Raw genomic sequence first — 12,847 nt, forward strand, 5'->3', positions numbered from 1 at the left:
ACAGCAAGTAATACCTTTTTATAAATAGTAGTTGTAATTACACAAGGAATAACCTTAGAAGCCGAAACAATTTATGACTGTAACTATTTACAAACAAATCTAGAAAATTTAATTAGCTGTCTACCCAGTCATATTTATAAGCAAAGCAAACAATTCAATCTGCCTACTGCCTACTTATTCCTATCTTTGTACAACAATAGTCACTACATCACCAATGAATAAAGAACATATACTTAGAACAGCACAATCTTGGACACAAGCACCTTTTGACGAGGCCACTATCACCCGTACGTTAGCCTTGATAACAGCAAATAATGATGAATTCCAAGAATCTTTTTACAAGGATCTAGAATTTGGTACTGGAGGAATGCGAGGTATTATGGGTGTCGGAACCAACCGCATTAATAAATATACATTAGGTAAAAACACACAAGGGCTCTCTCAATATTTGAACCAACAATTTCCGGAAGAACAAATAAAAGTTGCCATAGCATATGATTGCCGTCATAACTCCAAAGAATTGGCACAAGTAGTCGCAGACGTTTTTAGTGCTAACGGTATTTACGTATACCTTTTTGCAGAGTTGCGCCCTACTCCACTGCTTTCTTACACCGTAAAAGCAAAAGGATGCCATGCAGGAATTGTCTTGACTGCAAGTCATAATCCGCCGGAGTATAATGGTTACAAAGTATACTGGCAAGATGGCGGTCAGTTGGTCCCACCACAAGATCAAGAAATATTAGATATCATCGGATCTACAGACTTTAGTGAAATCAGCTTTAATGGGAACCCTAAATTAATAGAATTCCTTACGGAGGAGGATGATAATATCTTTATAGAAGCTAGTATAAAAGCAGGTAGAATAGCAGGTCACGTGGACCGTTCTCGATTAAAAATTGTTTTTACCAGCCTTCACGGTACCAGTATTACCTTAATTCCAGAAACTTTAAAACGAGCTGGATATACCGATTTACACGTCGTTAAAGAACAAGCTTTTCCAGATGGTGATTTTCCAACGGTTAAATCTCCTAACCCAGAAGAGCCAGAAGCATTAAAAATGGCTATAGCTCTGGCGGATAAAATTCATGCTGACATTGTAATTGGAACAGATCCTGATGGCGATCGATTGGGTGTTGCAGTTCGCAATAATGAAGGTAAGATGATCTTACTCAACGGCAATCAAACCATGATCGCCATGACCGATTTTTTATTGAAACAAAACGATTTAAAGTCTTTAAAGCACCCATTTATAGGTTCTACGATTGTTTCTACTCCTATGATGCACGATATAGCTAGATTTTATGAGGTAGAGTGTAAAGAAGGACTGACTGGGTTTAAATGGATTGCCAAAATGATCGAGGACTATCCACAACAAGACTTTGTAGGTGGCGGCGAGGAAAGTTTTGGATACATGGTAGGAGATTTTGTACGTGATAAAGATGCGGTTACAGCAGCCTTATTAGCTTGTGAGATGTACGCTTTTGCAAAGGCAAATTCATCAACAACCTATCGAGAATTGATCAAGCTTTATGTAAAACATGGATGTTATCAAGAAAAGTTGGTCTCTGTAGTCAAAAAAGGGATCTCTGGAGCCGAAGAAATCAAGCAAATGATGGTGGATTTAAGGGAAAATCCACCAGCTCAAATAGGGGGACAAGATGTAACGATCGTAGAAGACTATGCGGCCAGTACCAGAGAAAACAAGCAATTGAATCAAACAGAAACGATTGCTATTCCAAAATCTAATGTTTTGATCTTTTATCTAGCAGATGGCTCAAAAATTGCAGCGCGGCCTAGTGGTACAGAACCTAAGATTAAGTTTTATATATCGGTAAAAACAGCATTGGACCAAGTAGAAAACTATGCTAGCGTCCAAGAACTACTAGAAGAAAAAATTAATGGCATTCTTGCCAGTTTTGACAGGTAAATCAATGAATTATTTTAAAGAAATTTTACAGTACGCAAAACCTTATAAGCGGTACGGAGTATTAAATATAATATGCAATGTATTTTATGCATTGTTCGGTACTCTTTCCTTTGTTGCTTTAGTTCCTGTGATGAAAGTCTTGTTTGAAACTACCAAAGATGAATACATCAAACCTTCTTGGACCGGTTTTACGGAAGCAAAGGAGTATTTAGAAAGCTATATAAATTGGTATGTAACAGATGTTGCAAATAAAGACCAAGAAAATGCATTAATCATGATGATTGTTCTTGTGCTGGTTCTTTTTCTTCTTAAAAACTTTTTTGGTTATTTAGGATTGTATTTCATCACTTTTCTTCGCAATGGTGTCTTAAGAGACATAAGAAATGAAATGTACACCAAAATCATAGATCTTCCGATATCCTATTTTTCTGAAAAACGCAAAGGAGATGTCATAGCTAGAGCTAGTAGTGATGTCATAGAAGTTAAAAATAGTTTTCTATCTGTTTTAGAACTTATTGTTAAAGAGCCACTTAATATATTATTTGCCTTAGGTGCCATGCTTTTATTTAGCGTTAAGCTTACTGTTTTTGTTTTAATTTTTATTCCTATTTCTGGATTTGTCATTTCATTAATCGGTAAACGGCTTAAAAAACAATCTGATAAAGTACAAAAAGAGCAAGGCTTTTTTCTTTCTTTACTTGAGGAAACTTTAAGTGGTCTTAAAGTTATCAAAGGCTTTAACGCTGAAGGAAGAATGACGGACACCTTTAAAAGTAGCTCTACAAGATTCTATGAATTTTCCAATAAGCTCGAGCTGAGAAAAGGTCTTGCGGGGCCTGTTAGTGAATTTCTTGGGATCATGGTTATCGGTGTTCTTCTTTGGTTTGGTGGTAAAATGGTTTTTGAAGATAATATAGATGGGGCCATATTTATTGCTTTTATGGGACTTGCTTATGGAATCCTTACTCCTGCAAAGGCTATTTCTAAAGCCAGTTATGGGGTAAAACAAGGAAATGCGGCTGCAGAGCGTGTTCTTGAAATTCTCCATACTGAGAATGAAATTGAAGATCAAGAAGGAGCTGTTGCTATTCCCGCTTTCGCGAAAGCGGTAGACTTACAAAATGTCACCTTTGCCTATCAAGAAGAACCCGTTCTCAAGAGCTTCTCTCTTCATATTGCAAAAGGAACTAGCGTTGCCTTTGTAGGCCAATCAGGTTCTGGAAAAAGTACGATTGCAAATTTATTAACCAGGTTCTATGACGTAGAAGAAGGAACCATCTCCATAGACGGTGTAAATATAAAAGATGTAGCACTTAAGAGTTTGCGCGATCAAATTGCGATTGTAACGCAAGATTCTATTCTTTTTAACGATACCATTGCCACTAATGTAGCGCTAAGTGATAAAAATGCTTCAGAAGAACGTATTATAGAAGCCCTTATAATTGCAAACGCATGGGAATTTGTAAAAGACTTGCCTGAAGGAATTCATACCAATATAGGCGATAGCGGTGGTAAATTAAGTGGAGGACAAAAGCAACGCCTTTCCATCGCTCGTGCAGTGCTTAAAAATGCTCCTATTCTCATACTCGATGAAGCGACAAGTGCGTTAGATACAGAAAGTGAACGTCTTGTTCAAAATGCTCTAGAAAAAGTGATGAAGAACAGAACCTCCATTATCATTGCTCACCGACTGTCTACCATTCAAAATGCTGATCATATTGTAGTCCTAAAAAAAGGAGACATAGTAGAGCAGGGAACACATATAGAATTACTTGCTAAAGAAGGTCTTTATCACGGACTGGTAAGCATGCAAAGTCTGGTATGATGATTTAAGTATATATCTTAGAGAACAAAAAAATAACCAGGCTCCTTCTTTTACGTCCTTTTATATACTTGTGCCTCCCTATCACAAGCATAAAAATCTGTCTATATAGGTTACTAGTTAAACGGCTAAATCAAGTAACAGCCTGAGAAGAGCATGGGCTGATTAAATCCAAGGCTTCTTAGTATCCTTGGTAGCATCCCATAACTAAGAATATCAATACCAAAAAAGTTGGTACGTTCTTTAACGAGAATTGTGTAGTACTTCCTATCGCAATGTTTGAAAATGAAAACCAAGTATGACCTGAAAATCCCGGTTTTCGTGAATTAATTACAAAGTTAAAAAAACAAAATACGGATTGCCGTTTTGGGTGGTTCTGGATGCCGCAGGAAATTAAGTCACAGACTCTTTTACTAATAAAGGTCAAAATCTTGGATGGTCAGCTTCTAAGGAAAAGGTGGCTCTTTTTATAGAAAAATTAAAAGCGACTTCAAAAATGTCCCGTGAAGAGGAAAAAAATGTTGCGATAATCTTTACTAAAAAATAATTTGTAAAGCTCCTTTTAAAAATAACGCTATCATCACTTTAGTTGATAAGAGCTGATGATTTCTAATTATTAATAAACTTCTTTAACACCTCTTTTACTGCCGAAGGTTTGATGGGTTTAGATATAAAATCATCGCATCCAGATGCAATAGCCCTCTGTCTATCCTCAGAATTCGTATAGGCAGTTTGAACCACTATAGGGGTATAAGGAAACATTTTTTTAATCTCTCGTGTGGCTTTATAACCATTCATAACAGGCATTTGAATATCCATAAAAACAAGATCTACATTCTGTTCTTGCTCCATTATTTCAATAGCTACTTGCCCATTTTCAGCTCTAATTATTTGAAATTCGTACTCCTTTATTTTTTCTAACAAAGATTTGAGGATTAAGTAATTCAAGGCTACATCTTCAGCTATCAAAATTTTATAAAAAGAGGGCCTTGCCTTCTTGATTGATTCTTTTACTTTCTCATCCCGCAATTCTTGTTTTTTTGTTACAGTTATTGGTACTTTGATATGAACAGTTGTTCCTTTTCCTAAATCTGAATAAAGATCGAGCTGTCCATTCATTAATTCAACGTAAGCTTTTGATATGGTTAAACCTAGCCCCAAACCTTCAAATAACTCGGTAGTATCTTGATTAGACTTGGAATAACTATCAAAAATAGATTTCTGACGTTCCTCAGAAATACCTATTCCAGTGTCTGTTAATGTAATATCAATACAATCATTTTTAATGGTTGCAAAAAAGATAACTTCTCCATAACTCGTAAACTTGATGGCATTATCAATGACATACTTGATCGTTTTAGATAACTTATTTTCATCCACAATGACACAGTTTTGATTTTCAGGAATCTCCACTATTAGTTGGTATTGGAGCTTCTTTAACCTCGATAAATTTATATATTTATCAAAACACTTGTTCAACACATCCGAAAGAAGTACTGTATTTTTTTGAGCCGATATTTGCTTGTTTTGTAACATCGACATTTCCAGGACATTATCCATCATATCCATCAATCTCAAACAAGCTTGATTAATAATCGCTACATAGTCTTCTTTCTGGCTCTCCTCAAGACCTTCCTTATTTAACAAACCTGAAAAACCCATAATGGCATTCATGGGAGTACGCATTTCATGAGTGATGTTATTCATAAATGAAGTCTTTATTTCACTGCTCTGCTCCGCATTAATTTTTGCCTTTTTAAGTTCATTTGTTTTTGAATTAATAACATATTTTAAATACCTATTGAATACCAGTATCAATGACAACAAACATAAAATTCCAATACACAACTTGACCCAAAAAGATACGCTCTGGTAAAAAGGCTTTTTAAAGGTCACCAACCAAGAATCGATGATCTCTTGCTTATCTTGATAGGTAATGCTCTGCATAGCGCTATAAATAACTTCATTGAGCATGATATCATTTTTAACGACAGCTATAGAAGGTTCATAATACTGACCTGTGTATTTTAAAATTTCTAAATTATGTAAGTTTTTGGACTCGATATAGTAAGTAACTACAGTTTTAGGTCCGACAAAATAAGCTGCTCCACTTTCTGAAATCTTTTTTAGACATTCTAGATCGGTCCCGCATGGAGTTAAAATCGTAGCTTTAGGAAATTGAAGTTTTAGATTTTCTACTATAGCAAAATCATTAGGTAAGTAAAAGGATGCCGTTTCAAAATCCTTTATAGTCTTTGCTTTTCCAGAAGCTCTATTCCCTACAATAACATAAGGTGATTCAAACAACTTAAAATAAAAGTTGAGGTATGCTTTTCTGGACGGGGCTTCTTGGATTTCAAGAATTAGATCTAGGTTATTGTTGCGCGCATCTTCCATAACATTTGAAAAATCATCGTAGGTCTTGATATCAAATTTAAATTGCGCTCTTTTTTCTAGAAGCGCTAAATAATCCATAAGGATCCCTTTAGGGTGATCATTTTTATCTAGAAAAATATACGGAGAATAGGAAGGGTAAACGGCTACCTGAATCCGTTCCTTGTCGTTGAGCCATTTGCGCTCTTCTTCATTCAATATATCCGTGTCCTGACAGGAAACCACAGAAAAAAACACGGATAGTAATACCAAAAAAAATCCTGTTATCTCTCTCAATCTGAATATGTTATTTATTTTGAAGTTACAAAAATTAACAATAGGATAAAAGTCCATACCGGTTTTAAAATACTTTTGATTTTAAAACATGCTTAAAAGTCAGCAAAAAAACAAAATTCCTTTCACTTTTAAAGGTGATACAAACCATCATTTAATCCTACCTTTGTACTATGAATCTATCTATACTTTGATGAGTTCCATTCTGCATCGATTTGATCCAATTGATCCAACAAAAGATACCGATGTCCCTCAAAAATTCACCTTTCCATTTCTTTATGAACCGCACCCACTTGCTATAGCGGCAGCTGAGCAACTCAAAAATTACTTAGACAGTTTTGCGAATTGGTTTTATGATTTAAATTTAGGACCAGAAAATTACGAGCATCCGCTTGGGAAGATGTTTGGGGTTCTTGTGGTAGAAAAGACAGATGGTGCGCTAAGACATTTATGGGCTTATTCTGGTGTGATCACAGGAACGCAAAAAGATTCTCGTTTTGTTCCTTTAGTTTTTAATATGTTTTCAGAGGATAGCTTTTATGCAAAGGAGAATTCACAACTGGATGAGTTGAATCAACAAATTGATTCCTTAAAAACCGATGCTTCATTTTTAAAAAGCTTAAAACAACTTCTAAAACTTGAAAAAGAAAACGAGCTCCTGCTCTACAACCAGCGTAAAAAACATGCGGTACTCAAAGCTGCTCGTAAAAAAGAACGGGAACAGGCTCTAAGTTCCTTTAGTGAAGAGGAGTATCAAAGACTGATTGATAGTCATCAAACGCAAGGAATGCATGCAAAGTTCTTACTTAAGGAATACAAAATATACCTTGATACAAAAGCTGCTCCTGTAAAAGAATTTATTTCCAAACGTAAAAAAGCAATCGAGGAACTCAAAACCAAGCGTAAAAACTTATCTCATAAACTTCAAAGCTGGATTTTTGAGCACTACAAGTTCCTCAATGCCAATGGCGAGCCTAAAAGTGCGCTTGATCTATTTAAAAACATACCGCCCTACTTCCCTCCTTCTGGAACAGGAGATTGTGCAGCGCCTAAATTAATACAATATGCCTACCTCCATAATCTAAAACCGATAGCTATGGCGGAGTTTTGGTACGGAGAGTCTTTAAAGTCCCAAATTAGAAAGCACGGTCATTATTATCCATCCTGTCGTTCTAAATGTGAACCGATTTTAGAACACATGTTAGAAGGTCTAGAGGTGGATGACAATCCCTTACTCAAAAATCCAGCTGAAGGAAAGGATTTACCTATTATTTACGAAGACGACTACCTTATGGCTGTCAACAAACCGGAAGAGTTCCTTTCAGTACGAGGTAAAACTATAGAAGATTCTGTAGAATCCAGGATGAAAAAGCGTTTCCCTGATGCCACTGGACCGCTTATTGTTCATAGACTAGACATGAGCACTTCTGGCATATTGGTATTGACTAAATCTTTGGAGGTACATAAAAGACTCCAAGATCAGTTTGAAAAGCGCACGGTTAAAAAACGCTATGTGGCATTACTCGATGGAATCGTACAAGATAATAGTGGTTTTATAGACCTGTCTTTACGTGTGGATCTCGACAACCGTCCCTTTCAAATGGTAGATCCTGTGTACGGTAAAAATGCACGTACTCGATATGAAGTGTTAGAACGAAAAGATGGAAAAACAAGAATCTACTTCTTCCCTATCACCGGTCGTACGCATCAACTGAGAGTTCATGCAGCGCATCCACTAGGATTAAACTGTCCTATTATGGGTGACGATCTTTACGGTTTTAAAAAAGACCGATTGTACTTGCACGCTGAGCAACTGGAATTCATACACCCCATAACATTACAACCTGTCATTTTGAAGGTTCCTGCTCCTTTTTAAAGTCTTGTGAATAACTAGGTCACATTCCTATTTTGAGACGGGAATGCACATCGTATTTTTACTGTAAATGTCTATGTTATGTCTCAAGAATGGAATTGGTTGTTATTTTTAATCATTGGTGTGTTTGTCGGTGCTGTTGTGGCGTGGTTTTTTGCAAAGACAAGTTTCTCCGGGAGTTTAAATCTATTAGCATCAGAAAAGAACCAATTGACTTCGCAACTTTCTCGATTGCAACCAGCGCTGGAAGAACGTGATAAGTTAAAACATGAAAACAGTCAGTATAGCGCACAACTGCAGCAGAAACTAGAAAGTCAACAAGAACTTAGTGCTAGGCTTCAAAAGTTAGATAAAGAGTATCGGGAAATAACTATCGAGAAGGAGCATATAAATATAGTACTAGCTGAGCAACGTACCGCTTTCGCGAAAGCGGAAGAAAAACACACCGAAGCACAGGGAGAAATAGAAAAATTAAATGAAAAATTCACCAAGGAGTTTGAAAACTTAGCTAACAAAATCCTAGACGAAAAAAGCATCAAATTCACGGACCAAAACAAAAAAAATATCGAGCAAATTCTGAGTCCGCTACAGGAGAAAATTACAAGCTTTGAAAAACGTGTAGAAGACACCCACAAAGATACTATAGACCGACAAAGTTCGTTGAGAGAACAAATATTAGGACTCAAAGAACTGAACCAGCAAATGAGTAAGGAAACTAGCAATCTTACCAAAGCGCTCAAAGGGGATTCAAAAATGCGGGGTAATTGGGGGGAATTAGTACTGGAAAGAGTTCTTGAAAAATCTGGTTTAGTAAAAGGCTCTGAGTATGAGGTGCAACAAACCATTAAGACAGAAGATGGAAAAACCTTGTTTCCTGATGTGGTTATTAACCTTCCTGGCGGCAAGAAAATGGTGATTGACTCTAAGGTATCCTTGAATGCCTACGAACGATTTATCAATGAAGAAGATGAAGAAATGCAACAGCGCTATTTGAAAGACCACGTCGCGTCTCTGAAAAAGCATGTAGCAGATCTTTCTGGAAAGAACTATCATGATTACCATATAGACAGTCCAGATTTTGTTCTCCTTTTTATACCTATCGAACCAGCTTTTGCGATGGCCCTTAATTATGACGGTAGCTTGTACAGTGAGGCATTTGATAAAAACATAGTCATCGTCACGCCTACGACGCTACTGGCAACCTTACGAACTATTGATACAATGTGGCAAAATGAAAAACAGCAAAAAAATGCACTGGATATAGCCACCGCAGCTGGAGCTTTATACGATAAATTTGTAGGCCTAACAGAAGACCTCATCAAAGTAGGGACACAAATGGATACGGTTCAAAAAACCTATAAATCTAGTATGAATAAGCTTACAGAAGGTTCTGGAAACTTAGTAGGTAAAATTGAGCGATTAAAGATACTAGGTGCTAAAACGAATAAATCTCTCAATGAAAAGCTTGTTTATCGAGCTATAGAAAGTGATCCTGACGTTTTAGATGCGAGTGATGAAGATCCTCTTTTAAATTAAAATAGTACCTAAAAATGTAATAATACTGATTATTACCTAAATATGTAATATATTTGATTATTACCTAAATATGTAATATGGAAATCATCTTATCAGGAGATATCGTTAACTCTACAAACGTAAAGCCACAGGTATACTTGTCCATTTTAGAAAAATGGATCATAAAACATTCAAAAGATCAACAGTATAGTATTTATCGAGGCGATAGCTTTCAACTCGTAGTAGCTCAACCAGCAAAAGCATTAAGTGTGATTATCGAATTAAAATCAGCGCTTAAAAGAATAAAAACACTAGACGTAAAACTTGCGATAGGCTTGGGCGGTATAGACTTTAAAAATGCCATCACTTCTAAATCTAATGGAACGGCGTTTATAAGATCTGGACGTGCATTAGATGCTATAGAAAATAAAAAACAGAATATCATTTTATCTAGCGATCACCCATTAGATACTTATATGAACAGTAATTTAAAACTAGCGGGGATATTAATGGACTCCTGGAGCATTAATAGTGCAGAAACCGTTTATGAAGCCCTTATAAATCCTAAAGTAAACCAAACCCAACTAGGGCAACTATTAGGAATCAAACAGGCTACAGCAAGCAGAAGACTAGAAAGAGCCTACTGGACAGAAATTCAAGAATTGATACTGTTATTTGAACAATTCTATAAAGATGTGAGCCATGGAGCTATTGATTAAACTTTTAATAGTGCATTTTCTAGGAGACTTTGTTTTACAGACGGACAATTTTACAAAGAAGAAAGAAAAACTCAAGCTTCGCTCCTATCATCTTTATCTCCATGCAGGGATTCATGGAATCGCATCTTGGTTGCTTTTATGGGATTTGAGCTATTGGTATGTGGCACTTATTATTTTAGTCTCACATTTGATCATAGATACTGGCAAACTTTATTTTACTACTAAGAAAAACAATCGCTGGTTATTTGCTTTAGACCAACTGGCTCATATTTTAGTCATTCTAGCGCTTGCAGTTTATACTTCATTAATAGATTTTTATGTAAGTGGTAGGTTCATAGAACTGCTGTGGCCCTTGCTACTATGTGTCCTTTTCTTAACCAATCCTGTCGGGATTATGTTAAAGATATTTTTTACAAGATGGACATTATCTGATGATGAAACTGGAATCTATGGATTGCAAAATGCAGGGAAATGGATAGGGATGTTAGAAAGATTATTGATATTTCTCTTTATTATTACCGATAATTTTGGAGCTGTAGGTTTATTATTGACCGCCAAATCTGTTTTTAGATTTGGTGACTTAAGCAAAGCAAAAAATATGAAGTTAACCGAGTACGTATTGATAGGTACATTGCTTAGCTTTGGCATTGCAATTCTAGTTGGACTCGTTTTTAAAAACTATGTGTTGTAAAAATATTTTAGGAATTATGTAGAACTTACGCACGAAGAAAAATTTAGCTCTTTCTTCTTTTGAGGTAAAACAAAAGCCTTTATACTACCGGCTATTAAAAAAGACAACCTTTATTTTAATAAGAATTACTGATGCTAGTGATGTATTTTCCTAACGACTACGCTCCTTATAAAAATTTTCGGAGCATATATCTAACACACTTAATTATAATTGTTTTATGAATGAAAAATTCAAATCACCAGAACAATCTAGAGTGATGCTATCGCTACTGATGTTACCATCGCATGCTAACTTTTCAGGTAAAATCCACGGAGGCTATGTATTATCGCTTATCGATCAAATTGCATTTGCTTGTGCCTCAAAGCACAGTGGCGTTTACTGTGTAACTGCCAGTGTAGATGTCGTAGATTTTAAAGCTCCGATAGAAGTAGGAGAAATGCTAACTCTAAAAGCCACTGTCAATTACGTAGGCACCTCTTCTATTGTTGTAGGAATACGGGTAGATGCCGAAAACATTCAAACAGGCGAATCTAAGCATTGCAACTCTTCCTTTCTTACTATGGTTGCAAAAGATAATCATGGGAAAACAGTTCCAGTTCCAGGACTTAAAATAAGTAACGAAACCGACGTACGCAGATTTGCTAGAGCCATAAAAAGGAAAGAGATCAAAAATAAGAGTGCAAAAGAAATTGCTGAAGCAAACTTCTCTGATGTTAGTTATAAGGTAGAATTAAAAAAATATAACGTAGAGATCAATCTTTAAAAAACACGTACCAGATTAAATCCAAAATAGAACCTACCTTTTGTCCAATCGCCTGCTGCTTGACTCAAAAAACCATTGGTTAACATGGGCTGCGCATTTGTAAAATGCATCTGAAAAACATGGCCGCCAGTTTCTAAATCAACACCAACACTTAGCGGGTTCACAAACGGACTTTCATTTGCTCTATTTAAATGAGCACCGTAATCTGCATTGATACTCCATCTGTTGGTTAATTTATAACGAGCCCCTAATCCCATAGCAAACTGTGTATTATCTTGTGGATCAAAAGGCACAAAGTTTTGATGAAACAAGGTAGGACTCAATTGTGCCGAGAATCTTTTAGATACTTTTCTGGCAATAATAAATTGTGCCGTATAGCCCAGTCGATCTACAAATTCCAGTTTTGGATAAATAACTCTATCTAATTCGGTATTTGTGTCCAAAGCAGTGAATAAAGCTATAGAAAAAGGAAAGCCTTCTCGTACTTGTTGTTTTAACTTAAATTTTGTGGCGAGCTGATAAGTTTTATTAAAACCTGTCCGACTGGCTTCTATGTGCATCCATTCTGTAAGTCCGTAGACGAATTGGAATCTAGTAACCGCATTGTCCATGCCAAAGAGATCATCAATACCATTTTCTACACTGCCAAAACGATGAGATATTACCATTTGAAACTCCTTTGGAGCTACTAATTTTGTAGTCTCAAAATTGACCACTTTTAATGATTTCCACGTAGCGATAACTGTCTTATCTTCCTCTTGATCAAAGCCTTCTAATAAGTCTTCTTGAGCCGAAGCGCAAAAAATAATAAATAAATAAATAAATAACGCTGATAAATATTTCATAATTTCAAAAAAGAGAAAGCCGCCC

At 36.0% G+C, this 12,847-nt stretch carries 9 protein-coding genes; 7 read left to right on the forward strand and 2 right to left on the reverse strand.

Annotated elements, in window-relative coordinates:
* The first annotated feature begins 214 nt into the window (after positions 1-214).
* Both ACJAT0_RS02940 and ACJAT0_RS02945 read left to right on the forward strand, forming a co-directional pair.
* Complete coding sequence (locus tag ACJAT0_RS02940; protein WP_415180443.1) at positions 215-1,927, forward strand: phospho-sugar mutase; 1,713 nt, start codon at positions 215-217, stop codon at positions 1,925-1,927.
* Positions 1,928-1,931: 4 nt separating this feature from the next.
* Positions 1,932-3,752 (forward strand): ABC transporter ATP-binding protein, encoded by a 1,821-nt coding sequence (locus ACJAT0_RS02945; protein ID WP_415180444.1) that lies wholly within the window; start codon positions 1,932-1,934, stop codon positions 3,750-3,752.
* 606 nt (positions 3,753-4,358) lie between these two features.
* On the opposite strand, the gene ACJAT0_RS02950 is transcribed toward ACJAT0_RS02945, so the two are convergent.
* Positions 4,359-6,419, reverse strand: coding sequence for a response regulator (locus ACJAT0_RS02950; protein ID WP_415180445.1), 2,061 nt, complete (start codon positions 6,417-6,419; stop codon positions 4,359-4,361).
* 88 nt (positions 6,420-6,507) lie between these two features.
* On the opposite strand from ACJAT0_RS02950, the gene ACJAT0_RS02955 reads away from it, so the two are divergent.
* The 5 genes from ACJAT0_RS02955 (at position 6,508) to ACJAT0_RS02975 (ending at position 11,977) form a co-directional block, all read left to right on the forward strand.
* Positions 6,508-8,292, forward strand: coding sequence for an RluA family pseudouridine synthase (locus ACJAT0_RS02955; protein WP_415180446.1), 1,785 nt, complete (start codon positions 6,508-6,510; stop codon positions 8,290-8,292).
* Positions 8,293-8,370: 78 nt separating this feature from the next.
* The gene (rmuC, locus tag ACJAT0_RS02960; protein WP_415180447.1) at positions 8,371-9,825 is read left to right on the forward strand and encodes a DNA recombination protein RmuC; all 1,455 of its coding nucleotides are present in this window, start codon (positions 8,371-8,373) and stop codon (positions 9,823-9,825) included.
* Between the two features lie 77 nt (positions 9,826-9,902).
* Positions 9,903-10,523: a SatD family protein gene (locus ACJAT0_RS02965; RefSeq protein WP_415180448.1), complete on the forward strand. Its 621-nt coding sequence runs from the start codon at positions 9,903-9,905 to the stop codon at positions 10,521-10,523.
* Entirely contained in the window at positions 10,507-11,214 is a 708-nt protein-coding gene (locus ACJAT0_RS02970; protein WP_415180449.1) for a DUF3307 domain-containing protein, read from the forward strand. The genes ACJAT0_RS02965 and ACJAT0_RS02970 overlap by 17 nt, the downstream gene beginning before the upstream one ends.
* A gap of 217 nt (positions 11,215-11,431) precedes the next feature.
* A complete protein-coding gene (locus ACJAT0_RS02975; protein WP_415180450.1) occupies positions 11,432-11,977 on the forward strand; it encodes an acyl-CoA thioesterase in 546 nt (181 codons plus the stop codon).
* On the opposite strand, the gene ACJAT0_RS02980 is transcribed toward ACJAT0_RS02975, so the two are convergent.
* Entirely contained in the window at positions 11,974-12,822 is an 849-nt protein-coding gene (locus tag ACJAT0_RS02980; RefSeq protein ID WP_415180451.1) for a DUF5777 family beta-barrel protein, read from the reverse strand. The two genes, ACJAT0_RS02975 and ACJAT0_RS02980, sit on opposite strands and share 4 nt — an antisense overlap.
* Positions 12,823-12,847 lie beyond the last annotated feature (25 nt).

Source organism: Nonlabens sp. (assembly GCF_047636915.1).
In the GTDB taxonomy this organism is placed as follows: domain Bacteria; phylum Bacteroidota; class Bacteroidia; order Flavobacteriales; family Flavobacteriaceae; genus Nonlabens.

Excerpts from the sequence above, each read along its gene's own strand:
- ACJAT0_RS02940 (WP_415180443.1), top strand. The coding sequence starts at position 215 with ATGAATAAAGAACATATACTTAGAACAGCACAATCTTGGACACAAGCA.
- ACJAT0_RS02945 (WP_415180444.1), top strand. The coding sequence starts at position 1,932 with ATGAATTATTTTAAAGAAATTTTACAGTACGCAAAACCTTATAAGCGG.
- ACJAT0_RS02955 (WP_415180446.1), top strand. The coding sequence starts at position 6,508 with ATGCTTAAAAGTCAGCAAAAAAACAAAATTCCTTTCACTTTTAAAGGT.
- rmuC (WP_415180447.1), top strand. The coding sequence starts at position 8,371 with ATGTCTCAAGAATGGAATTGGTTGTTATTTTTAATCATTGGTGTGTTT.
- ACJAT0_RS02965 (WP_415180448.1), top strand. The coding sequence starts at position 9,903 with ATGGAAATCATCTTATCAGGAGATATCGTTAACTCTACAAACGTAAAG.
- ACJAT0_RS02970 (WP_415180449.1), top strand. The coding sequence starts at position 10,507 with ATGGAGCTATTGATTAAACTTTTAATAGTGCATTTTCTAGGAGACTTT.
- ACJAT0_RS02975 (WP_415180450.1), top strand. The coding sequence starts at position 11,432 with ATGAATGAAAAATTCAAATCACCAGAACAATCTAGAGTGATGCTATCG.
- ACJAT0_RS02980 (WP_415180451.1), bottom strand. The coding sequence starts at position 12,822 with ATGAAATATTTATCAGCGTTATTTATTTATTTATTTATTATTTTTTGC.